Raw genomic sequence first — 25,040 nt, 5'->3', positions numbered from 1 at the left:
ATGATCAACATGCGTCCCTCTTTATTTTTTTGGCTTTTTTTGTTACCTCGACAAAGAAACGGAGCCGTCTCCACTCAGAAGCGGTTCTATGGAAAGAGCAATTCTCAGCCTTAAGCTTTCAATGGGATCCTTCAGCTTAACCCCAAGCAGCTTCTCGCATTTATCCAGCCTGTACACGACGGTATTGCGGTGCACGAATAGCAGCTTTGAGGTCTCCATCAGCTGGCATTGCGTGTCGTAGAAGGCGCTAAGCGTCCGAAGCAGCTCTTTCCGCTCCTGCTCCTCCGTATGTCTGATACCGTAAAAAGTCTCCTCGTAAAATTGCTTCAGTTCGTCATGCGGCAGCATGTGGAACAAATAACCGATATCCTTCGACTGGTAGGATTGCACGAACTTGGTTCGCTTCAAGCGGTAGCCGTATTGGAGAGCCTTGATAGCTTCCTCATAGGAGTGCTTGATTCCAAGCGCATTTGTTGCAGGCTTGCCGATACCTATGGACAAGCTTAATCCGATCTCCTCGTATAGTCGGTCGGACAGGCGGGCCAGTTGCTGGAGGAAGAAGGATTCATCCCAGCTTGAATCGGATAGATGCAGCAGAAGTCCAAATGAATCGTTTTTGGTAAACATCACAAAGGACTGCCCGATAGCGGAAAAATGCCGCTTAATCCTCTCGTAATGCTCATCACGCTCGGATACGTTCCGTTCATCCTGCCGCTCTGTTTGACTATCCCTCTGACCGTTTCCCCAACCTGCCCCATCCCGGCGAGCCGCAAGCATGACCCAAGCTCCGTTTGCTTTTATTCCGTATTTCTTTCCTCGATGAATAGCTTCCTGCTCGGAGGTGATGTAGCCGTCAATCAGATCGGAGAAAAATTCGTTTTTGTAACGGCGCGAGCGTTCCTTCACCGCTTGTGCTTTTGTCAGCTCCATGCCGATGACATTGGAAGCTTGTTCCAAGGTTAAACCGTACAAATTGGACATTTTCTCTCCGGAATGGAAGGAGAGTAAATAACCTTCGTGGCGGTAGGTGTGAACCGGATACAGCAGCACGTTGCAGCGATTGCGAAGCGAAACGTCAAGGAGACAGAAGGAAGTTGGGGACGACGGTATGGCTGCTCCATCGAGAATGGCATCCGCTGCCGCTGCCAAGTCAGGCATAAGAGATGTGTAACCGAGCCTGGATTCCGCAATGGGCTGCAGTTTTCCGTTAAGAAGCAGAATGGGAGAGGAAAGCAGCTTGGTCAAAGCATCAACAATACCTGTAATGCCTTTGCCTTTCATGATCATTTCGGAGAACTGCTTATGGATATGCAAGGCATATTGCAGCTCTTCATTCTTGTTATTCATGATCAGACTTGTGGATCTTTGCAAAATCTCGCCTAAAGACAGCTCTACTGCCGAGATTTCGATAATCGGGAACTGCAGCCGCTCGGCTTCGAGAAGCGCTTCCTCGGGGACATGGAGCTTGAAGCGTTCCGTCTTGACAGCCATGCCCGAGCATTCCATACGCTGCATATCCCGCATCAGCTCCATAAACATGCCGGGTGTCTGCTTCATGAAAAAACCGTTGGTCAATAAAAGCTCGCCAGGGCGCAGAAACCGGATAATATCGGGGGCATCCATAATATTGACGGTTTGAACCTTGCGGGTAAGTCCGTTAAACCCGGCAATAACTCGTGCATACTTGTAAATGTCGTTGGCAAGCAGCTCGCTTAGCAGCAATGGGATCCCTTCCTTTTCAAAAAGAGTTTTGTGTCATGAAATGTAACATGTAATTGGGCGGGTGTAAATCAATATTTGGATCATTCATCCAATTTTCTTATAATTTTTTAGTTGATGCAGCCAATGACTTTCCGTATAGGAACGGCTATTCTGAATTTAGCTTAAATGAAGTCAAGAAACATGACATGGAGGGGGCTGCAATGCTTGAACAAATCATATCGAATGTCAGAGTAATGGGTCATCATCCATTGAAGGATGTAGGAGTAGCAGACGGCAAAGTCGTTTATGTGGAGAACAGCGGGGCTGCAAAGGAATGGACGGCGAATGCCGTTGTAAATGGGGAAGGCGGCGTACTACTGCCAGGTTTGGTAGAACCGCATATCCATCTGGAAAAAGCGTATCTGTTGACCCGGATGGAAAAGGAAGCCGAATCGCTTCAGGAAGCGATAAGGATGACGGCCGACATGAAAATGATTTTTACGAGAAGCGATATGAGAGAGCGGTCCCTGCAAGTGATTAAGGAAGCCGTACGCAATGGCGTAACCCATATGCGTTGTCATGCGGAGGTTGATCCCATTCTAGGATTGTCGGCCATTGAATCGGCGCTCGAGCTGAAGCAATCCGTACGGCATCTGCTGGATTTGCAAGTGGTCGCATTCCCTCAAGAGGGAATATTCAAAAGTCCGGGAACCGCGGAGCTGATGGAAGAAGCTATTCGGCTTGGCTGTGACGTTGTGGGCGGAATTACGTATCAGGATCCGGACTTGGACGAACATTTGAAGTTTGTGTTTGAGCTCGCGGGCAAGTATAACAAGCCGCTGGATTTCCATGCGGATTTCTCCGACAAGCCCGAGGATCTCGCGATCGTTCAAATTGCCAAGCGGACCATGCAATACGGGCTTCAAGGCCGCGTCAGCGCCGGGCATGTCACCTCTCTTGGTTCTCTTGCGAGAGTGGAGGCGGAAGCGGCAGCAGAGCTGCTGAGCGAAGCGGGCATTCATATCATCACGTTGCCGGCAACCGACCTTTATATTAATGGACGGGGTGATGAGGAGAAGCCGCGCAGAGGTTTGACGCCCGTCAAGCTGCTTCAGGAAAAAGGGGTTAACGTAGCCATTGGCATGAACAACGTGCAGAATCCCTTCACCCCGTTCGGCAAAGCGGATCCCCTTGAAACGGCATGGCTGCTTGCCGTTACCGCTTATTTGGGAGGCGAAAGGGATGCGAGCCGCTTGCTAGGGATGCTTACGGAAGGCGCGAGCCGGGTGTTAGCCCTCGAGGGCTACGGGATTCGCGAAGGGGCGCCGGCTGACATGGTGTTGTTCCGGGAGAGGACGGAAAGAGACGTACTGCTGCATAAGTCCGAGACCCGAACGGTATGGAAAAGAGGCGTTATGGTCGCGGATACAAGAATCGAGAGAGAGAGATTGTCCATTTTATGAAAGATAGAGGAGAGGATCATAGATGAGTAAACGTTATAACCTGAAGGTATGGTGTGCGGCATGGATGGCGGTTATGGTACTGGTGCTCGCGGGCTGCGGCGGCAACAAAGCGGCTTCGGGCAATGGCGACAAGAGCGATAAACCGATTCTGATCGGCATGTCGACGGAAGCAACGGGCGATAACGCCATGAACTCGATTAATTTGTACCAGGGGGTTCAAATCGCCGTTGATCAGATTAACGCCAAAGGCGGCTTGCATGGCCGAACCGTTGAGCTGGTCGTTCGCGACACCGAGCAGAATCCTACGCGAGGCATCAGCATTATTAGGGATTTTGGGCAGAAGGAAGGCGTGCTTGGAGCAGTTGGGGGCTTCTACAGCACCGTTATGCTGGCGCAATCCCCCATTATTATGGAGGAGAAATTTCCGTTTGTCGTAGCCACCTCCAATGTTCCCGCATCGGTAGAAAGCGGCATGCCTTGGACCTTTGGCGTACGGATGAACGCGAACATTACCGCGCAATACGCTTTGCAATTCATTAATAAATACTTTGCTACCGACAAAATCGCGATTCTTCATGAGAATGGCGGTTACGGCAAAGGTGCCGCTGCGGCGATGACAAAAGCGCTTGAGGAAAAGGGATTGAAGCCGGTAGCCGTGGAGTCGTTCGACAATGCCAAGGATAAAGATATGACCGCGCAGGTCAACCACGCGAAGGAAGCGGGAGCCGAAGTGATCTACCTGTTCGGGCAAGGAGCCGGCAATGGCTATGTGCTTCAAGCGATGGATAAGCTGGGCTGGAAGGTTCCGATCGTTGGCGAGAACGGCATGGCTAACAAAGGCGTGCAGGAGGTAGGCCAGCAGCTGGCGGAAGGAACTTACGCGATTCAGACAGCCAACTTTAACGTGGATCAGACCCGGGAGCCTGCGGCTGCATTCCTGAAGGATTTTACGGCGAAATTCGGCCATATTCCAACGACGTTTGCTTCCGCGGCGCAAGGCTATGACGGCGCGATGATGCTGTTCCAGGCCATTGAACGCACGGAGCTGACAGGCAATCTGAAGAAAGACCGCGAGGCGGTCAAAAACACGCTGGAAACCAATCTTGGCCAATACAGCGGGGTTATCAAGGAGTGGGATCAGGCGTTCACGAAAGACAATCATGATGCAATCGACGTTCATTCGTATTTGATGTCCGTGTGGAAGGACGGCAAGCTTGTCGTATCCGACAAACAGTAACAGAGCGGAAAAGAGGGATCAGCATGTCGCTTATCTTGCAATTAATCATCAGTGGTCTTGCGGTCGGCTGCCTCTATGCCGTTATCGCTCTCGGCTACAGCTTAACCTATGTCGTAAACGGTACTCTCAATATGTCGCAAGGGCAGCTCGTCATGGTAGGAGGAGTCCTGCTGTTTGGTTTCTCCGAGCACGCGGGGCTGCCGTTTCCTCTCGCGTTTGCTGCTTCAATCCTTCTGGTAGCCTTGCTCAATCTCGTGATCGAGAGGCTGGCCATACGCAAGTTCGATAAGGGTGCGAATTCGGTTGAATGGGTACTCAGCACAATCGCGGTCGGCATTATTATCCAAGACGTTGCCCTCTATTTCAATGGTCCGGATGAAGGGGTTGTCCCTTCTCCGGCAGGCAGCGGAATGCTTCGCATTATGGATGCCGGCATCTATTGGAAGGAATTTATTTTCTTCCCTATCGTTGGCGTGCTGCTCGCGTTGTTAATCCTGTTTTATCAAAAATCGCATTGGGGCTTGTGGCTGCGCGCAACGGCGGATAACCGGACAGCCGTTGAGATGATGGGCATTAGTAGCGGGCGTGTCGTGGCCGTTGCATACGTATTAAGCGGATTGCTTGCGGGGATTGGCGGGGCTTTAATGTCTACGAACTATGCCGTATCCGTCGATGTAGGCTTGCCGCTTGGTCTAAAAGCCATCTCCGTCGCCATTCTGGCCGGCGTTAATAATCCCAAGGGAATCGTAGGAACGGGGCTGCTGCTTGGCGTCGCCGAGGTGTTTATCGGTCAATATATCTCGACCGCATTCCGGGAGATGTTCGTGTACGGCATTGTTATTCTCGTGTTGTATTGGAAGCCGATGGGGCTGTTTAACGTCAGGAAAACAGTCGTCAAGGTATAGGGTTAGACTTGCTTAGGGGGAAGCGGAAATGAATGATACCTGGAAAAATATAATCTTCCGCAGATCAGCTCTATGGGGCGGACTGCTTGCCGCAGCGGCAATTGCTTCCGCTTCATGGACGGCTGATGCCTATATGCTGAACTTGTTTTTTACAATCGGCATTTATGTGATTGCGTGTGTCGGCATGAATATTCTGGTCGGCTATTGCGGGATTGTCTCCATCGGCCATGCCGGATTGATGGCTGCGGGAGCGTATACCTCGGCATATGTCAGCACGCATTACGGATTGAACTTCTGGCTGTCCGCGCTTGCCGGCATTGCGGTTTCACTGATCATCGGAAGCCTGATTGCCATTCCTACGATTAAAGCGGGCGGCGTGTATCTCTCGATGATTACGATCGCCTTCGGGGTAGTTGTGCATGAAGCGTTGATCAGGTGGGATGGGGTTACCGGCGGGCCGCTTGGCATATCGGGCATTCCTAAGCCAAAGCTTGGCGGTTATGCCTTTGATCTGCAGAGCATGTATCTGCTCGTAGCGGCGGTTGCTATTGGGGCTCTTATCCTTGCCTACAATATACGGCGATCGGCTTGGGGGAGATCCATGATCGCCACGAAGGAAAACGAGATAGCCGCTGCTTCCTTGGGTATCCGAAAGTTTAAGCCGCAATACGTCGGATTTGCGGTCAGCGCCGTTCTAGCGGGTCTTGCCGGTACGCTGTATGCCCATACGAACAGCTTTATCAGTCCGGATACGTATCATTTCCAGGCCTCGGTTCAGCTTGTGCTTATCGTAATCTTAGGCGGCTCCGGACGATTGCTTGGGCCCATCATCGGCGCAGTTATACTGGTCTTCCTGCCTGAAGTGCTGGAGATGGAGAAGCTGCGTATGGCGCTGTACGGGACGATCATGTTCGCGGTTCTTTATTTTCTCCCGAAAGGGATTATGGGAACGATGAATGATTGGCTGGAAGCGCGGTTTGGCTTAAAGCTGCGTTCACAGGAAGCGGATCGCAGCGGAGGTAAGGCTGATCATGGCTTACTGTTCGCGAACGATAGGAAAAAGGGCGAATTTCCTGCTGCCGCACTTCGCCTAGAGGGCATTAATAAGTCGTTCGGCGGTCTACAGGCCTTAAAAGAAGTATCGGTTGAGATTAAAGCCGGCACGATTCATTCCCTTGTTGGACCCAACGGTGCCGGGAAAACGACTCTCCTTAATGTAATCTCCGGCTTGTATACGCCGGAACAAGGGGCAATGGAGCTGCATGGAGCTTCTCTCTCCGGTTCGCTGTCGTCGGTATCCGGATTAGGTATTGCCCGAACCTTCCAGCATTCCAGGCTGTTTAAAGAACTGACCGTTCTTGAAAATGTCATGACCGGAATGACCGTAAAGGCGAGGACCGGGCTTGGAGCGGCTTTCCTTCGAACACCGGGACAACGCCGCAGGGAAGCGGAATTGCAGGAGAAGGCGCATCGGTTGCTTGATCTGATTGGTTACGACGGGAACCGGCATATGTCCGCCAGCCAATTGCCTTACGGTCATCAGCGAATGGTGGAGATTGCAAGGGCGCTTGCGACGGAGCCAAGCGTATTGCTGCTCGACGAGCCGGCGGCCGGCATGACGGCAGCCGAAATCAAGCAGCTTGAGGAGCTTCTTCAGAGGCTTGTCGGTTATGGCCTCACGATCGTGCTGATCGAGCATCATATGGATTTTGTTCAGCGCGTATCCGATACCGTCACTGTTCTGGATTTCGGCAAAGTCATTGGGACGGGTAACCCTGCCCAGCTGCTGAGCGATCCGCGGGTCATACAGGCGTATTTAGGCAAAGAGGAGGTTGCTGCGGATGCTGAGCGTTAATGGCTTATCCGTCAGGTATGGTCCGGTTGAAGCGTTAAAGGGCGTGGATATCGAGGTGGAGAAAGGCGAGATTGTAGCCATTATCGGCTCGAACGGCGCCGGCAAGACAACGCTTATGCAAACCATTTTAGGGCTAGTGAAGCCGCATTCCGGCAAGGTGCTGCTGGAGGGGAAGGACATTACCGCGATGCCGGCCAACCGGACTGCAAACCTTGGGGTGTCGCTTGTCCCGGAGGGGAGGGAAGTGTTCGGTACGTTATCGGTGCTTGAAAATATGCGAATGGGCTTAAAGCGACGGATTGGCTCAGTCCGAAAAGAGCAGTTCAACAAGGAGCTGGAACCTTTATTTGACCGGTTCCCGAAGCTGTATGAGCGGCGGACGCAGCTTGCTTACACCTTAAGCGGCGGGGAGCAGCAGATGCTGGTTCTGGCGAGAGCGATGATAAGCAGGCCCAAGCTGCTGCTGCTCGACGAGCCTTCGCTTGGTCTTGCTCCGATTATCGTAAACGAAATTTTTGAAGCGATCTACCGTTTATCGAAGGAAGGGACATCGATTCTGCTTGTCGAGCAGATGGCTCACAAAGCTCTTAATCTAGCAAGCAGAGGATACGTGATCGATAAAGGCTCGGTCGCGATGCACGGGGATTCCGACGAGCTGCTCCGGGATGAGCGGATGGTTGAAGCTTATTTGGGAGCCCATTAGCCAACCAGAGAGGGATGAAGGTGATCAGTGATGGAAGCGAATAAAACGATAGTGCGAAACGTAAAGATCGAAGACCGGTTGTATGACTTGACTCTGGACCTGACGACAGGCTGCGTGGCAGAGATTGAAGCCAGCGGTAAAACGATGCCGTCCGCAGCGGACTTCGCGCGAGTCTGGGATGCTGACGGGCTGCTCTACCTGCCGGCCTTGTCCGATATGCATATCCATCTGGACAAACATTTTCTCGGAGAGCCGTGGAAGCCGCTGCAGCCTTTTGTTACGTTACCCGGGCAGCTAGAGTTCGAAACTCGCATGCTGGAAGCACTGCCAACGCGTGCTGCGGAAAGAGCGCACCGGCTGCTGCAGCTTCTGCTGATGAATGGGACAACGGCGATTCGGACGCATGTGGATATTGATCCCAAGCTTGGACTTTCTCATCTGGAGGATATCCTGGAGGTCAGAGAGCATTTTAGAGGGCGGATGGCTATCGAGATTGTAGCTTTTCCGCAACAGGGCCTGCTGCGGTCCCAATCCATATCGATTATGAAAGAAGCGCTTCGGGCAGGAGCGGATTACGTAGGAGGAGTTGATCCGGCCGGGCTGGACGGACAGGTTGACGCGAGCCTGGAAGCGATGTTCGAGCTCGGCACGGAGTTTAATGCCGGCGTAGATCTGCATCTGCATGACCCCGGGCATCTGGGAACCTATACGATTAGCCGATTCGCTGACTTGACCTTGGAGGCAAGCCAAAGCGGTCGTACGGCTGTCAGCCACGCCTATTGTCTCGGGCAGGTCAGTGAAGCCGAATCCCGAGAGCTGGCGCAAAAGCTTAGCGCAAGCCAAGTGGCGATTATGACCAGCGTTCCTATCGACCGTCCTATGCCGCGGGTGGATCAGCTGCTTCAGGAAGGGGTTCGGGTTCATGTCGGTTCGGACAATATTCTGGATGCGTGGAGTCCGTTCGGCAACGGAGATTTGCTTGCGCGCGGCTCAAGGCTGGCTGAAAAATTCGGCTGGATTACGGACGAACAGCTGCTGCAAACCTATCCTCTTATCTCATCGGATTCGCTTGTTCCGAAGGTTGGAGACCGCGCAAGCTTTTCTTTGGTTAATGCCTTAAATGCCCGGCATGCTATCGCGGCTGTACCTCCCCGCGAGGCAGTCTTTTCCGGAGGGATGCTGGTAGGCGGCCGTTGGCACGTAAGCGTTAGACAAGATCAAATCGTATTAGCTTAATCATTGTGATAAGCAGAGCAGTGTGTCCCGAATGGATGCACTGCTTTTTTTGTTGCTCCGCATTCCCGAACATCCGGCTTGATTATCTTTGAATTACATACATTTTCCGTAGATTTGCATCTTATTCCAATAGCCTTATCCTTCCTATAATTAGTGATATGCCAATGAAAGGAGGACCGTTAAGGGACAACTTGTAATCGCTTCCAATTGAAAGGCCAATCAGAGTTATCATTCAAGGAGGAATAGAATGCGCAACAAGCATATCGCGTGGCTGTTAATTGCTACGCTGCTGATCACAAGCCTGTTAGCATCCATTGGAGAACCCGTATCCGCTGCGGGAGGAACGAATCTAACCCTTGGCAAGACCATTACGGCAAGCGGACAATCGCAAACGTACACGCCAAGCAACGTGAAAGACAGTAATCAGGCTACTTATTGGGAAAGCGCGAATAACGCGTTCCCGCAATGGATTCAGGTTGATCTAGGTGCCGTGGCAAGCATCGATCAGATTGTACTGAAGCTGCCCGCCGGCTGGGGAGCGCGGACGCAAACCCTGGCAGTCCAAGGAAGCGCGGACGGCTCGACGTTTTCGAATATCGTTGCTTCCGCCAATTACGCGTTTGATCCGGCCGTTCAGAACAACACGGTTACGATCAACTTTGCCGCGGCAAGCACCCGTTACGTCCGTCTGAATGTTACGGCAAATACCGGATGGCCGGCAGCCCAGTTATCCGAGTTCGAAATTTATGGAGCGAGCACTCCGGCAGCGCCCGGTACATATCAAGCGGAATCCGCCGTTTTGTCGGGCGGGGCCAAGGTAAATACCGATCATACGGGCTTCTCCGGTACCGGCTTCGTTGACGGATACTGGACGCAAGGGGCATCGGCTGCTTTTACCGCAAACGTAGCTTCCGCCGGTAGTTATGACGTCGCTTTGAAATACGCCAATGCCAACGGAGCTTCGAGAACCGTCAGCATTTACGTCAATGGCACAAAGATTCGTCAAACAACGCTGCCAAATCTGGCGAATTGGGATACTTGGGGAACCAAGGTGGAGACGCTTACGTTAAATGCAGGCAATAATACGATAACCTACAAATACGATGCCGGGGACTCCGGGAACATTAACATCGACGAGATCACAGTAACGGCGTCCAGCTCGCCGACACCAACACCAACACCAACACCAACACCAACGCCAACACCAACACCAACACCAACACCGACACCAACACCAACACCAACACCAACGCCAACACCAACACCGACACCAACACCAACACCAACACCAACGCCAACACCGCCGGCAACCGATAACATCGCGATTGGCAAGACCATGACGGCGTCCTCAAATACGCAATCGTTTGTGGCTTCGAACGCTAACGACAACAATACGGGCACGTATTGGGAAAGCGGCAGCAACCCGAGCACGTTGACGCTTGATCTCGGCAAAAACTACGATGTCACCTCCATCGTATTAAAGCTGAATCCGGCGAGCGAGTGGAGCACTCGCACCCAAACGATTCAAGTGCTTGGCCACAATCAGACGACAACAACATTCGGCAATCTTGTCTCCTCGCAGTCGTATACCTTTAACCCGGCTTCCGGCAACACCGTGACGATTCCGGTTACGGCTACGGTAAAACGGCTTCAATTAAACATTGCGTCCAATTCCGGAGCTCCGGCAGGTCAAATCGCGGAATTCCAGGTATTCGGCACGCCTGCGGCCAATCCGGATTTGACGATTACGGGCTTGTCCTGGTCGCCGGCGTCACCGGATGAATCCAGCGCAATTACGCTTAACGCAACGGTTAAGAATGATGGCAATGCCGGCTCCGCGGCAACTACCGTCAACTTCTACCTGAACAACGAGCTAGCCGGTTCTGCTGCAGTGGCGGCATTAGCTGCCGGTGCTTCTGCTCCCGTATCCGTCAATATCGGCAGCAAGACAGCAGCAAGCTACTCGGTCAGCGCGAAAGTAGACGAGAATAATGCCGTCATCGAGCTTAACGACAACAATAACAGCTATACGAATGCGGCGGCATTGGTGGTTGCGCCAATTGCAAGCGCCGACTTTGCCGGAACAACCTCATGGACGCCTAGCAATCCGGTAGCCGGCAATTCGATTGCCTTTACGGTAAATCTGAAAAACCAAGGTACCGTAGCTTCCGCTGGCGGCTCCCATGCCATTACCGTGGCCTTGAAAAATTCGGCCGGCTCCACAATCCAGACGTTTAGCGGCTCGTATAACGGTGCTTTAGCCTCGGGGGCTTCGGCTAATGTAAGCATTCCGGGCACTTGGACGGCCGTCAACGGCAATTACACCGTAACGACAACCATTGCAGCGGATGCCAATGAAGCGGCGTCCAAGCAAGGAAATAACGTAAGCACAACGAATCTGGTTGTTTACTCGGTCCGTGGCGCAAGCGTACCGTATACCCGGTACGATACGGATGACGCAACCCGCGGCGGCGGAGCAACGCTGCAATCCGCACCAACCTTTGATCAATCATTAACGGCATCCGAGGCTTCCGGGCAAAAATATATCGCGCTTCCTTCGAGCGGTTCCTATCTGCAATGGACCGTACGGCAAGGTGAAGGCGGAGCGGGCGTGACGATGCGCTTTACGATGCCTGACTCGGCGGACGGCATGGGTCAAAGCGGCTCCCTTGACGTCTATGTCAACAATGTGAAAGTGAAGACCGTAGCGTTATCCTCTTACTATAACTGGCAATATTTCTCGGGAGATATGCCGGCGGATGCTCCAGGCGGAGGACGGCCGTTGTTCCGCTTCGACGAGGTGCATTGGAAGCAGGATACTCCGCTTCAGCCGGGAGATACTGTTCGCATTCAGAAAGGAAATGACAGCATCGAATACGGGGTAGACTTCATCGAGGTCGAACAGGTTCCGACGGCAATTGCCCAACCGGCTAATTCGGTGTCCGTGACCGATTACGGCGCGATTGCCAATGATGGGCAAGATGATCTTACGGCTTTCAAAGCTGCGGTTAACGCAGCGGCAGCGGCCAACAAAACGTTATATATCCCTGCAGGCACGTTCCATCTCGGCAACATGTGGGAGATTGGCTCGGTCAGCAATATGATCAATAACCTGACGATTACAGGCGCGGGTTATTGGTATACGAATATTCAGTTTACGAATCCGAACGCAGCCGGCGGGGGGATCTCGCTCCGGATTACAGGCAAGCTGGATTTCAGCAACGTCTACCTGAATTCGAAGCTTCGTTCCCGTTACGGTCAGAACGCGATTTACAAAGGCTTTATGGACAATTTCGGAACGAACTCCAAAATCCATGACGTCTGGGTGGAGCATTTCGAATGCGGCTTCTGGGTGGGAGATTATGCCCATACGCCTGCGATTTACGCGAACGGGCTGACGATCGAGAACAGCCGAATTCGGAACAATCTGGCGGATGGCGTCAACTTTGCTCAAGGCACCAGCAATTCCATCGTTCGCAACAGCAATCTCCGCAATAACGGCGACGATGCTCTGGCGGTCTGGACGAGTAACACGAACGGCGCTCCCGCAGGCGTGAACAATACGTTCTCCTACAACACGATTGAGAACAACTGGCGCGCGGCGGGCATTGCGTTCTTTGGCGGCAGCGGACACAAAGCCGACCACAACGTGATTATCGATACCGTTGGCGGCTCCGGCGTCCGTCTGAATACGGTCTTCCCGGGCTATCATTTCCAGAACAATACGGGGATTACGGTCTCGGATACAACGATCATTAATAGCGGTACGAGTCAAGACTTGTATAACGGGGAGCGGGGAGCGATCGACCTGGAGGCTTCCAATGACTCGATCAAGAACGTGACCTTTACCAACATTGACATCATTAATGCGCAGCGTGACGGGATTCAATTCGGTTACGGCGGCGGCTTCGAGAATATCGTCTTTAACAACGTGACCATTGACGGTACCGGCAAAGACGGGGTAACGACGTCGAGGTTCTCTGGCCCGCATTTAGGGGCGGCCATCTATACCTATACAGGGAACGGATCGGCAACGTTTAACAATCTGGTTACGAGAAACATCGCCTATCCGAACGTGAACTATGTGCAAAGCGGATTCGCGTTAACTTTTAATTAGAGGAAAGGACCACTCCGATTGACTTGGAGTGGTCCTTTTTCAAGTGCCATTTACACAAACAAAACGTGGCGTTCATACAATCCCTCATGTCCTTTTATATACTTGAGAAGACGACTTTTAAGGACTAGGGTGATAGGTACGATGATTAAAAAAAGAGATTTGCACGAATGCCACTCCTTGTATCATTTATTGGTTGATCCCGCTGTTTTCCCTTACGTTCGCTACAAACCCCAGTCGTATGAAGAATATTTATTCGCAACCAAGCAGTTGATCGTCGAAGAGGAGCAGGGCACCTGTATTTCAAGAACGATTCTGAATGAGACGGGACAACCCATTGGCAGTATCGATCTCTACGATATTGTTAACCATACAGGATTCCTGGCTACATGGATCGGCATTCCTTATTTCGGCAAAGGGTATAACCAGCTGGCTAAGGATGCATTTTTCACGGAGCTTTTTCTGGAGCATGGGATTGAAACGGTATTTTTAAAAATTCGCAAGCAAAATATCCGATCGAAAAAAGCGGTCGAGAAGCTGCCCTATGTCACCTTAGCCAATGAGCTTAATCCGTATGTGTATACTCGAATCAATCACGCCGAGGAAATTTACGATTTGTATCATGTAGAGCGTTCAGCCTTTTTGGATAACAGCCATGTCATTCAGCAGGAGATTGCGACTTAATAGCATTCGTTTTTCTTTCGTCACAAAGCCATCCTTCGCGGGATGGCTTTGTGTGCTTGCTGGATGCGCATTGTCAGGAATAAATGAGGTTGGCGCAAAACTGGCTTAAGCTATGACCGGTTTTCTTTTTAAACATGCGGCCAAAGGTATGGACATCCGAATAACCAACGCTTTCGGCGATTTCGCTGATTGTAAGGTTGGAATGGATAGCCAGCTCTTTGGCCTTATTTATTCGCAGCCAAGTTAAATATTGCATCGGTGACATGCCCATATACTTGCGGAATACGAGCAGCAGGTAGTTTTTGCTCCAGCCGCTAAGCACTTCCAATTCCTTGAGTTGCACATCCCGGGCATAGTGTTCGTGCAGATAATTTTTTACGAGCACGACTTGAGGTTTATTCGAGGCATCATTCTTAGCTTGTGCATTTTCCTTGTTACGCTGGGAAGCTTCGGCCAAGATGCGCATCAGCAGGCTTTGGCATCGCATTTGATGTATTATTCCGGGTTGTCTGTAAGAGGTGACCAGGTCGGATAGCATGTTGTTGATGGGATGGTCGGAATAGTTGCCGAGATAATGCTTGCTTTCATACAATTCGGGGATCGGAAATGGCGAGAGGCCAAAGTGAAAAACAATGGAAATGCAAACATACGGCTCCGAGGGATGAGGTAGAATCGAGTGCCGCTCCATGGGACGATGGAAGAGCAGGTCTCCTCGCGTTGTCGTATAAGGCGTGCCTTCGATGGGGTAGTCCGCTATGCCGTCAACGACATATTGCAGGACATACTGCTTCATCTCCCGGTTGCGGATTGCCCAATGGCTGGGGGCTGAGAACATATGGGCAAGCGTTATGTAAGGCGGGAAATAGTAATCGGGCAAAACGCCGATCGTTTCATTTGGTCCAAGCCCGGAGAGCTTATAGTGATCCATAACGTATACAGCTCCTTGTAGAGACGATGCTGATGGAATTATATCAGATCTGTCAGGTTGTTCTCTATGGATAGCAGGATAGGTCAGTTTTAACGCAGGATAATGAATTGTTTTCGATGAGGCAACTCCTTAGAATCTTAAGAAAACGAGGGCAAAGGAGATTCAATCGACATGAGCACGCAGCCGGCATTAACAGTACGCACGAAGGAACGAGGCGCGGAATTAGGCGACTTGTTCGGCATATTTTTCGAGGATTTGAATCATGCGGCGGATGGGGGGCTTTACGCGGAGCTTGTTCAGAACCGTTCCTTCGAATTTGATCCGATCGACCATCCCGATTACCATGCTTTCATGGGTTGGGAGAAGGTAGAAAGAGGCGGCGGACAGGCGGAAGCAACGATCGGGGAAAGCCAGCCGATTAACTCGCGTAACCCTCATTACGTCGTAATTGATATTGCTGCGGAGGGGAATGGCGTTGGACTTATGAATCTTGGTTTCAACAGCGGCATTCCCGTCAAGCAAGGCGACCGTTATTTATTTTCCGTATTTGCGCGGCGTGACGCCAGCTTCCATGAACCTCTGACCGTCACGATTGAAGGGGCGGATGGTTCCGTTTACGGTGAGACTGTCATTGAAGTGAAGTCAGCGGATTGGACGAAATATGAAGCTGTAATAACATCAGCCGCAACGGATACGGGCAGTCGTCTTGTTCTTTTGACAAAAGGGCAAGGGAAGCTGTATCTCGATATGGTATCGTTGTTCCCGGAGAAAACTTATCTTAAGCGGCCTGGGGGCTTAAGAGAAGATATTGCGAAGCTGCTTGCCGACCTGAAGCCGAAGTTTATGCGTTTCCCGGGCGGCTGCCTCGTGCATGACGGCTCCTTGAACCCGGATGACCGAAATTCGATGTACCGGTGGAAAAACACGATTGGCCCCGTTGAGCAAAGACCGGCCAGAAGGAACAACTGGCGCTACAATCAGACGTTGGGTCTTGGCTATTACGAATATTTTCAATTATGCGAGGACATCGGCGCCAAGCCAATCCCGATTCTGCCGGGCGGCTATGATCCGCATCACAACCGAATCGTTCCGATCGAGGAGCTGTCGCCATGGATTCAGGATGCGTTAGACCTCATTGAATTCGCTAACGGAGATGCTTCGACTACCTGGGGAGCGATTCGCGCGGAGCTGGGTCACCCGGAGCCGTTTGGGCTTGAGTATATCGGAATCGGCAACGAAGAGGTTGGGGAACCGTTCTTCGAACGATACCCGTACTTCCATCGCGCCATCAAAGAGAAGTATCCGGCAATGAAGGTGATAAACTCCTCGGGGCCATTTGCCGCGGGAACGGAATATGAACGCGGCTGGCAATCTGCCAGAGAGCATCAATCGGATCTGGTGGACGAGCATTATTACAGTTCGCCGGAATGGTTCCTGGCTAACTACCATCGCTATGACAACTTCAAAGCGGATGACCCGAAAGTGTTCCTCGGCGAATATGCCTCGTGGGGGAACACGTATTATAACGCGCTTGCCGAAGCGGCTTATATGACGGGGCTTGAGAAAAACGCGCATGCCGTAGGACTTGCCTGTTATGCACCGCTCCTGTGCAACGTCGATTACGTGAACTGGAAGCCGGATATGATCTGGTTCAACAATCATGAGGTTTACGGCACGCCTAACTATTATGTGCAGCAGCTGTTTATGCATCATCAAGGGGATCAGCTTATAACGATCGAAGCAAGCGGTCTGGAAGCTGCTCCTTCCGATATAAAGAAGCCGATTAACGGAGGGATATCCCTTGAGACGGACCGCTGCTCCTTCCGTTATTGGGATATCGTGCTGGTGAACAACGACAACGGAGAAGTGAAAAAGCTGAACGGTGGCTTGCCTTGCACGCTTTCCGATACGGAAGAAGACAGACGGAACGGGACGTCGGTCAAGGCAATCGATCTAGGGGAAACGGATTGGGAGAACTACACGATAACCTTGAAAGCGCAAAGAATGAGCGGACCTAAAGGCTTTAATCTCAAGTTCGGGCAAACGGATGAGAAGAATAAGCAAATCTGGGAGTTTGGCGGCTGGCAGAATCAGGATTCGATTATTGCCTCCCATATCAATGGAAGAGGCTCCGTCCTCACTCAAAGCCTTTTTAACGTAGAAGATCATAAAGAATACGACTTGAAGCTGGAAGTGTCGGGTCGTCGGATACGCGCATGGATTAACGGCGAGCTCATTAATGAGACGGAAGATACGCTGCCGGTCATCGAGCCTCTGTATTATTCCGCCAGCTATGATCGCACAACCGGCGATACCATCGTAAAGGTTGTGAATGTACAAGACAATTCCGTGAACGCTGATGTCGTGCTGGAAGATTTGCCGAAACCGTTCCTGAATGTTGATATCCACGAGATGTCCGGCCATTCGCTGGATGACGAGAATACATTCGAAGCGCCTGACCGGGTATCCCCGAAGCAGAGCCATATCCGTGTCCAAGGCAACCGGTTTGCGTACGATTTTCCCAAGCATTCCATTACGGTATTTAGAGTGAACTTGATAGCCGAATGAATAACTTTCAATAACCCGGTCGATCACGGACGGGTTATTTTTTTATGATTAAAACAATTCTGACATAAACCTTACACTGGGTTCAATAACTTCTTCCCGGTGCCGATAAAAGTCATGGACGCTCTATATAGAGTGACGTAGATTTGATTTGAACGATATGGGAGGGAATTAATGCAACGCAAGTCATGGAATGACGAGCAGGAGCGGTCCGCGTCATTCATTAAATCTGAGCTCACTCTTCCGAAAGGTGGAGGAGCCGTCAGAGGAATGGGCGAGACTTACGAGCCGGATTTATTCACGGGCAGCATGCATATGAGTATACCTGTCTATTCATCGCCCTGCAGGGAGTTTGAACCGCGTCTCCAGCTTCAATACAGCTCGGGCAGCGGGAACGGTGTTTTTGGACTCGGCTTTTCCTTATCCGTCTCATCGATTGTCAGGCGAACGGATACCGGAATTCCGAGATACGACGTTACGGACCGGTTTTTGCTGGACGGCGAAGAGATTATTCCCAAGCTTGATCCCGGCACGGGCAACCCGCTGATCCGAACAGAAAACGCAGGCAATCAACTTTGGACCGTTGCCGACTATATTCATCGGCTGGAAGGCTCTTTCGCGAAAATCGAATACTGGCAGACCGACGGAGCTTCTTTTTGGAAGCTGCAATCCGGCAGCAATGTTAGCTCGATTTACGGACGGAGCGCGGCGGCCCGCGTAGCCGATCCGGCCCGTCCGGAACGGATTTTTCAGTGGTGCCTGGAGCAGGATGCTGACGCTAAGGGCAATAAGCGGGCATATTCGTATATTCCCGAGAACGGGGATAATATTCCGCACGCGTTGTCCGGGCAGAACAGGCAGCGCTTGGCTGCCGTTTATTTGCACAGCATCGATTACGGCAATTACTTCGATGAACAACAAGAAGAGAAATTTGCTTATCAGATTGTATTTGATTACGGAGAATACGATATTTCCTTAGAGTCGCTAAACCAGGCCGGCAGCAGCCCCCACGTCCCCCAGACATCTTGGCCTGCACGAGTGGACTCATTCTCTACCTACCGAAGTGGATTCGAGGTGCGAACGTACCGGCTTTGCCGTCAAGTTCTCATGTTTCACCGTTTTGCGGAGCTTGGTCCGGATCCTTGTCTCGTTCGCATAACGAGGTTCTCCTATTCTCTCGACCCCTTGGTTCAATTGAACCGGCTGACTTCGGTCGAGATGATTGGCTGTCAGAGACAACAGAATGGCAGCTACAATACCCTTTCCACACCTCCTTTAGAATTTACTTACACTTCTTTTCAACCGGAACAGCAAGCATTTCAACTCCTACAGACGGAGGGAGGATATACCATCCCCGGATATCTGGACGGTACTTCCTATGAATTTGCCGACTTATACGGCGAAGGATTGCCCGGTATCCTGCAAGTCCGTTCCAATTCGGCAGCCTATTGGGAACCGGAAGGAAACGGAAATTTCCGACGTGTGCAGGTTGCGGATTCATTTCCCTTGACGGAGGAATCCGCCGACGATTCGCGGACCTTTACTTTAACCAGTCTCGATGGCGATGGCGTCATGGATTTGGTCGTAACGGATACGCATTGGGCAGGTTTCTATGAAACCGAGTACGGGCGTTCCTGGAATGGCGTACGGCCATTCGAAAGCTTTCCGCTGGAGTATCTGCAAAGCTCCAATCCGAAAGAGCTGGCGGATATGCAAGGAGACGGCGTTCCGGACTTGGTTGTTTTTGAGGATCGCCAAATGAAAATCTATCCTTCCAGGTATAAATTAGGCTACGGGAATCCGATTACCGCATTGTACCCGGTACCATTCCCCCTTGGCTCAACGGACGGCGCGAATGAAGTGGTAACGTTTGCCGATGTTATTGGCGACGGTCTGCCGCACCGGATCCGGATCCGCAGCGGCAGTATAGAATGCTGGCCGAACTTGGGCTACGGACAGTTCGCGCCGGTTATACGGATGGAACAAGCCCCTTGTTTTGACGACGAATTTAATGCCTCGCGCCTGTTTCTTGGCGATCTGAACGGATCAGGCTTGACGGATATCGTCTACGTGTACCCGGACCGGGCGGATCTGTATTTCAATCAGGGCGGCAATGCGTGGAGCCAACCGGTAACGGTCTACTTGCCCGAAACGTTTGCCGAGACGGATCGCATTCAGTTAACGGACGTTCTTGGTACTGGTTGTGACTGCTTGCTCTTCACGAAGGTCAGCACGGATTCGGTCAAGCATTATTGCTATGATTTTTCCGGGGGACAGAAGCCAAACCTTCTGAACCGGACGGACAACGGCGTAGGCGCCATAACGGAAATTGAATATGCAAGCTCGGTCAAGTTTTATCTGGAGGATAAAAAGGCAGGCCGACGTTGGCAGACCGTACTCCCGTTTCCCGTCCAGGTGGTAGAGCGGGTTCGCGTGACAGAGGAATGCACGGGCAATCAGCTCACTACCCGGTACAGCTATCATGAGGGGTATTACGATCCGGCGGAAAAGGAATTCAGAGGTTTTGGCTTCGTGGAGCAATGGGACGCCGAGGAACGTTCAACGGGAACCGGAGTGGCACCCGTGTATTGGAGGCGGTGGTACCATACAGGCTCCGCGCTAAACGCAGCCGCTTTGTCCCGCCGCTATTACGATCAGTACTATGATCAGGACACATTCGCTTATGAAATGCCGGACAGTTCACTAGATGAAGCGCTGACGGGTGCGGATGGAGAGACGCTGCGCCAATGCTATGTTGCCTTGAAGGGCATGCCGCTTCGCGAAGAGGTGTACGGGTTAGATCAACCGGGAGGAATCTCCGAGCATCCGTATACCGTGCACGAGAGCAATTACACGGTGAAGCTGATCCAAGCACGGCGGCAATCCGCCATGTTTGCCTCGCTTCTCGTTCAGGCCAGGGAATCGATAGATTACGAGTATGAGCGGAACCCGCACGATCCGCGCGTGCGTCATGATCTGGTTCTTGAGGCGGATGAGTTCGGACACGTGACGAAGGAAATTCAAATTTATTATCCTCGCCGGTCAGAGGCGGAGCTGTCCCTGCCCGAACAGCATCAGCTGCAAATGCTGCTTCAAGTGAATGCCTATATTAACGAAACCGCCGAGTTTCGCCTGCTTGGCATGGAATGCGGGAGCCAAGCTTACGCGTTATGGGGTCTCGAACAGCCGGCAGCCTTTTATTTCAACGTGACAGATTTGCAATTCCGCTTCCAAGACTCGCTGCCCCCGGTCATACCATACGGTACGCCTCCGGCAGCCGGCCTGCTTCAGGCTGAGCTTCTATCCTGGACCCGGCATTACTATTGGAATTTGGCTCAGACGGATGCTTTGCCGCTTGGTCAAACGACGGGAATAGCTCTTCACCATCATAGCGAGCATGCCCTTCTTGCATCGGACCAGGTCAGCAGCATTTATGAGTCCAGGCTGACAAACGAAGAAATCACGGACGACTGCGGCTATGTTTTGAATGACGGGTATTGGTGGAATCGGGGGCTGGTCCAACATTACGCGTCAAGTACGGATAATCGTTTCTTTCTGGCATGGAAAATCGAGAACACGCTGCTCACCGGCAACACGAATCTCTTCCACCGGACACAGTTCAGCTACGATCCTTATTGTCTGGTTCCGACGAATACCACCCAGTGCGTTAGCGAAACAGTGTCCACCTCGATGTCCATGGTTCTGGATTACAACGTCATCAAGCCGAAATACACGACGGATGTTAACGGAAATACGGCTCAGGTTCTCTATGATCCGTTAGGCATGGTCACGGTTTCCTCCTTGTTCGGGACTTTGCTCGGGAAGAGGGCAGGAGACGGAGATCTTAACGCGTACCAGACCGTCACGGACGGATCCTTCGAGGATGTTCTAGCCCGCCCGGAACGTTACCTTCAGCAGGCATCGTCGTTTACTTACTACGATCTTTTTGCCTGGGGACAAGGCAATGGTCCGAACCGTACCGTCGAGCTTTTCCGGGAAACGAGCGTGTCGGAGGAATCCGGCGGCCAAACAACCCGCATTCTCGTCAACGTCACTTACATGGATGGACTAGGAAGGGTTATTGAAACGAGGAAAAGAGCGGACTCCTCGGGCGCTTCTCCGCAGGCCGAACGCTGGCTCGTCTCCGGCCGCACGGTCTATGACAACAAAGGAAGACCCGTTGAGCAGTATTTGCCCTATTATTCCAGCGTCCCGGTCTATGAGGCGAATACGGATTCACAGGGAGTATTGCCTCCGCCGACAAGAACCTGTTATGACCCGCTTTCCCGCGTGTACCGCGTGGATTCGCCCAAAGGATTTTATACGAGAACGGAATTTACGCCTTGGGAGGAAGCACATTACGATTCGAACGATACGATTGCGGATTCCGACTATTACATTCAATTCATGCAGAGCTACCCCGGCCAGCCGGACCAAAGCCAGATGGACGAGAAGGATGCCTTGCTCAAAGCTTACCGGTTCCGTAACACGCCGCTTGTGCAAGTGAAAGATAACTTGGGACGCGTTTTCCTGAGATTGCACGATAATCTGGGCGAAACGTCTAGCGGGTTGTTCTCTGATATGGTGCAAGGCAGCAGCATTTCCGCATCGGATGTATGGAACGAACTTGTTCGGCAAGGGTATGTGGAGATGACGGATACCGCTTCGGGAAGCGGGAGAGCATCGGCAAGGTTCCGGCCGTATGCCCCGGGCTTCAAGCTTGCGATAGACCCGGCATACGAGCCTTTCGCGGATCAGATAGCGGTGCTTCTCAGACAGAGCTGTCTGCCCGAGTACACGGGTTATGACAGCAAGGGTAACGTTAAATACGAAATAAACGCGAAGCATTATTATTCGGGCATCACGCAAGGCACTACGCCGAAGGATGTGCAGTTTACCTACGATATGCAGAACCGTCTGTTATGCACGGACAGCAGAGACGCAGGGGTGCGCCTTGGAATAAACAACATGTTTGACGATCCCGCGCATACATGGGACAACCGGGGATTTCATACTTCCACATCGTATGACGGACTGCAAAGAACAGCCCGGATTCGCGTGGAAGGCTTCGATCCTGCTTCCGGGCTGAGGCTGGCAAATACCGTTGAAAAATACGTCTATGGGGATCAAGCCGGTCTTAGCGCGGCCGACGCCCAGAACCGGAATCTTCTCGGCAAGCTTTATACCTTGTACGATCAATCGGGCGTGACGCATTTTCAGCTGTATAGCCTGCAGGGACACATACAGGCAACCGAAAAGCTGCTGCTCGTTGATTACGCGGCGGAACCGGATTGGGATGCGGAAGACGAGCCTGCGCTAAACGGCGAATCCTTCGTCACCTCTTATGCCTATGACAGTCTGGGACGACAAATCGCCGAAACCTCAGCCGATCAAACGGTATACAGGACCGCTTATAACTTGGCCGGTCAACTGCAGAAGGTAACGGTTGACTTCGCGGAGCAAGCCGGTGTGCCGTTCATTCAGGACGTCCAATACGACGCTGACGGTCAGCATGCGCGGATTGCCCGCGGCAACGGGACAACAACCGTTTTCACTTACGAGGAGACGACCCGCAGGCTGCTTGGAATCGCGACAACCCGGTCGGCCGCGGACGGCAAAGGGACGGCAAGAAGCACGCTCCTTCAGAAGCTTTCGTATACGATGGACCCTGTCGGAAATATAACGAGGATGCGCGACGACAGCTTTGATACGGTATTCCAGAATCAACAGATCGTGGAGCCGTTAAGCGACTACACCTATGACGCTCTCTACCGGCTGGTTCAGGCTTCGGGACGGCAGCATCCGGGAATATTGCCGGATACGCACGCAACAGGCTTCAAGCAAAGCATGTGGCTTCCCGCCGCACCGCCGCACTTGAATGATGCGGACAAGCTAGAAAATTATACGGAAACCTATACGTACGACGAAGCGGGCAATCTGGTCAAAACCCGGCATGCCGCAGCTTCCGCCGCGTGGACGCGAACGCTTGCGGTAAGCGACGATTCCAACCGGTTGAAGGAAATGACCACAGGCACGCAGACAGGGCTTCCGGTACAGCTGCAATACGATGATAACGGCAATCTTCTGGCGCTGGAGCATTTAAGCTCCCTGCAGTGGAATTACAGGAACAACCTGGCAAGCGCAACCGTCATCGCGAGAGAAGGAGACCAATCGGACTGCTCCTACTTCATCTACGAAAGCAGCGGGCACAGGGTCCGCAAGGCGCTGGAGCGCAAAATCAGCGATGGCCTAACCGAAATTCAAGAAAAAATTTATGTTGGGCGTCTGGAAATCAAACGAATTACACGGGTTCAGAACGGGGTATCGTCTGTCATTCTTGAACGGTATACCTACCGGGTCATGGAGGATGAGCGAATGGCCGCCATCGTAAACTTTTGGACCAAGGACGATCACGGACGCGAGACCGATACCGTTGCCCGGCGGCAAATCCGGTATCAATTAAGCGATTTTCTTGGTTCATCCACGATGGAGGTGGACGAAGACGCCGGCTTGATCAGCTATGAAGAATATTTCCCTTACGGCGGGACGTCTTATCTCGCCGGATCGAATCAGCTGGAGGTGCAGCTGAAGGAGTACCGCTATAGCGGCAGGGAGCGGGATGACTGTACCGGCCTGTATTATTACGGGGCGAGGTATTATCCGCCTTGGCTGGGACGTTGGATGAACCCGGATCCGGCAGGCATGTCGGATGATCCGAATATGTACGCGTTTGTAAGCGGCAACCCGATCCGCTTCGCCGATCTGAACGGCATGGCGAAGAAGAAGAAAAAATCCGGCAATGCGGTCGCCAAGAAGAAGCTTGCCGCCAAGATGAAGGCACAGCAGCGGAAAAACGATCTAACGAAGTTTGTGAACGGAGACAGCGCGACAAAAGCCCAAACCATTTCGCAGCTGAGGGGGCGGCCTCTCAGGGTTACCTTGGCACGGCAGTCCTTTGTCCGCAAGGTGCTCCATAAGGAAGCGGACAAGGCTCAGGTAGAGCTGGATCAATTCGACGTGCCGCCAAGCTCCGGCAAAGCCCTTCCGGTAAAGGTAGCTGACCCGACAGGCGTGCAGGGAGGCTTCTTCTTCGGCAAACGCGACTACATCGAGAGGCAGCATGTCGTTTCCCCATCCAGCCTAAACGTGGACGGCCGCGATTCCACCAACGACACGATGGGCAAGGCAAGCGCCTTCCACAGCACAAACAACCTGCCGGCGAGTCTGTATTCCAGCAGGGACGATACCAAGCTTGGCGGCTTGGGCGAGGCCTGGTGCCATCTGATCGCTCACTGCCTGGGCGGCCCGGAAGCCTCCAACAATCTCGTGGCGGGAAGCCAAGGCTCCAACCTCGTGCAGCTCGGAATAGAGCTCGCCATTAAGGAGTTTGTAGGGACAACGGGCGAAAAGGTGCTCATTAAGGTGGGAGCTAACGTGCGGCTTAGGGCTGACGGCGCAATCACGCATATTGCGGATGAATTCTTCTACCAAATCTATGACATGAGCGGCAAACAAGTTTACGCCACCAAGTTCAAAGCCGACATTCTTCGGGCGGATACGCTCCAGAAGCAGAAGAAGACGGAAGCGACCAAGAGTTTGAACAGCCATTTCGGCTATTAACTCCATTCGGGAACCAAGGAGGACCATAT

General features: G+C 52.3%; 12 protein-coding genes. 10 read left to right on the top strand and 2 right to left on the bottom strand.

From position 1 onward, the window contains the following. Positions 1-42: 42 nt before the first annotated feature. Positions 43-1,722 carry a PucR family transcriptional regulator gene (locus ACR9FF_RS17935; RefSeq protein ID WP_435163448.1) on the bottom strand — a complete coding sequence of 560 codons (1,680 nt, stop codon included), beginning with the start codon at positions 1,720-1,722 and terminating at the stop codon, positions 43-45. A gap of 200 nt (positions 1,723-1,922) precedes the next feature. On the opposite strand from ACR9FF_RS17935, the gene ACR9FF_RS17930 reads away from it, so the two are divergent. The 8 genes from ACR9FF_RS17930 to ACR9FF_RS17895 all read left to right on the top strand — a co-directional run bounded on the left by ACR9FF_RS17930 (position 1,923) and on the right by ACR9FF_RS17895 (position 13,898). Next, positions 1,923-3,164 carry an amidohydrolase family protein gene (locus ACR9FF_RS17930; RefSeq protein WP_435163446.1) on the top strand — a complete coding sequence of 414 codons (1,242 nt, stop codon included), beginning with the start codon at positions 1,923-1,925 and terminating at the stop codon, positions 3,162-3,164. Between the two features lie 22 nt (positions 3,165-3,186). After that, the gene (locus ACR9FF_RS17925) at positions 3,187-4,401 is read left to right on the top strand and encodes an ABC transporter substrate-binding protein (RefSeq protein ID WP_435163444.1); all 1,215 of its coding nucleotides are present in this window, start codon (positions 3,187-3,189) and stop codon (positions 4,399-4,401) included. 23 nt (positions 4,402-4,424) lie between these two features. After that, entirely contained in the window at positions 4,425-5,306 is an 882-nt protein-coding gene (locus ACR9FF_RS17920; protein WP_317978585.1) for a branched-chain amino acid ABC transporter permease, read from the top strand. 28 nt (positions 5,307-5,334) lie between these two features. Further along, on the top strand, positions 5,335-7,161 hold the full coding sequence (locus ACR9FF_RS17915; protein WP_435163442.1) for a branched-chain amino acid ABC transporter ATP-binding protein/permease: 1,827 nt from the start codon (positions 5,335-5,337) through the stop codon (positions 7,159-7,161). Beyond that, positions 7,148-7,864, top strand: a complete 717-nt coding sequence (locus ACR9FF_RS17910) for an ABC transporter ATP-binding protein (RefSeq protein WP_435163440.1) — start codon at positions 7,148-7,150, stop codon at positions 7,862-7,864. Before ACR9FF_RS17915 ends, ACR9FF_RS17910 begins: the two co-directional genes overlap by 14 nt. 30 nt (positions 7,865-7,894) lie before the next feature. Then, a complete protein-coding gene (locus ACR9FF_RS17905) occupies positions 7,895-9,100 on the top strand; it encodes an amidohydrolase family protein (RefSeq protein WP_435163438.1) in 1,206 nt (401 codons plus the stop codon). A 247-nt stretch (positions 9,101-9,347) separates the two neighbouring features. Beyond that, on the top strand, positions 9,348-13,217 hold the full coding sequence (locus tag ACR9FF_RS17900; RefSeq protein ID WP_435163436.1) for a discoidin domain-containing protein: 3,870 nt from the start codon (positions 9,348-9,350) through the stop codon (positions 13,215-13,217). 141 nt (positions 13,218-13,358) lie between these two features. Next, a complete protein-coding gene (locus ACR9FF_RS17895) occupies positions 13,359-13,898 on the top strand; it encodes a GNAT family N-acetyltransferase (RefSeq protein WP_435163434.1) in 540 nt (179 codons plus the stop codon). Positions 13,899-13,971: 73 nt separating this feature from the next. Here ACR9FF_RS17895 and ACR9FF_RS17890 read toward each other — a convergent pair whose 3' ends face one another. Then, complete coding sequence (locus ACR9FF_RS17890; protein WP_435163432.1) at positions 13,972-14,826, bottom strand: AraC family transcriptional regulator; 855 nt, start codon at positions 14,824-14,826, stop codon at positions 13,972-13,974. Between the two features lie 171 nt (positions 14,827-14,997). On the opposite strand from ACR9FF_RS17890, the gene ACR9FF_RS17885 reads away from it, so the two are divergent. Then, positions 14,998-17,394, top strand: coding sequence for an alpha-L-arabinofuranosidase C-terminal domain-containing protein (locus ACR9FF_RS17885; RefSeq protein WP_435163430.1), 2,397 nt, complete (start codon positions 14,998-15,000; stop codon positions 17,392-17,394). 171 nt (positions 17,395-17,565) lie between these two features. Continuing rightward, positions 17,566-25,011: a SpvB/TcaC N-terminal domain-containing protein gene (locus ACR9FF_RS17880; RefSeq protein WP_435163428.1), complete on the top strand. Its 7,446-nt coding sequence runs from the start codon at positions 17,566-17,568 to the stop codon at positions 25,009-25,011. Positions 25,012-25,040 lie beyond the last annotated feature (29 nt).

Source organism: Paenibacillus glycanilyticus, from assembly GCF_051200795.1.
Classification (GTDB): domain Bacteria; phylum Bacillota; class Bacilli; order Paenibacillales; family Paenibacillaceae; genus Pristimantibacillus; species Pristimantibacillus glycanilyticus.
The sequence above is the reverse complement of the archived record's forward strand: the minus strand, read 5'-3'. Positions and strand labels throughout refer to the sequence as shown.

What these genes read in the sequence shown, in the direction of transcription:
- ACR9FF_RS17900 (WP_435163436.1), top strand. Translation starts at nt 9,348, where the DNA reads ATGCGCAACAAGCATATCGCGTGGCTGTTAATTGCTACGCTGCTGATC.
- ACR9FF_RS17920 (WP_317978585.1), top strand. Translation starts at nt 4,425, where the DNA reads ATGTCGCTTATCTTGCAATTAATCATCAGTGGTCTTGCGGTCGGCTGC.
- ACR9FF_RS17925 (WP_435163444.1), top strand. Translation starts at nt 3,187, where the DNA reads ATGAGTAAACGTTATAACCTGAAGGTATGGTGTGCGGCATGGATGGCG.
- ACR9FF_RS17885 (WP_435163430.1), top strand. Translation starts at nt 14,998, where the DNA reads ATGAGCACGCAGCCGGCATTAACAGTACGCACGAAGGAACGAGGCGCG.
- ACR9FF_RS17895 (WP_435163434.1), top strand. Translation starts at nt 13,359, where the DNA reads ATGATTAAAAAAAGAGATTTGCACGAATGCCACTCCTTGTATCATTTA.
- ACR9FF_RS17880 (WP_435163428.1), top strand. Translation starts at nt 17,566, where the DNA reads ATGCAACGCAAGTCATGGAATGACGAGCAGGAGCGGTCCGCGTCATTC.
- ACR9FF_RS17915 (WP_435163442.1), top strand. Translation starts at nt 5,335, where the DNA reads ATGAATGATACCTGGAAAAATATAATCTTCCGCAGATCAGCTCTATGG.
- ACR9FF_RS17910 (WP_435163440.1), top strand. Translation starts at nt 7,148, where the DNA reads ATGCTGAGCGTTAATGGCTTATCCGTCAGGTATGGTCCGGTTGAAGCG.
- ACR9FF_RS17905 (WP_435163438.1), top strand. Translation starts at nt 7,895, where the DNA reads ATGGAAGCGAATAAAACGATAGTGCGAAACGTAAAGATCGAAGACCGG.
- ACR9FF_RS17890 (WP_435163432.1), bottom strand. Translation starts at nt 14,826, where the DNA reads ATGGATCACTATAAGCTCTCCGGGCTTGGACCAAATGAAACGATCGGC.
- ACR9FF_RS17930 (WP_435163446.1), top strand. Translation starts at nt 1,923, where the DNA reads ATGCTTGAACAAATCATATCGAATGTCAGAGTAATGGGTCATCATCCA.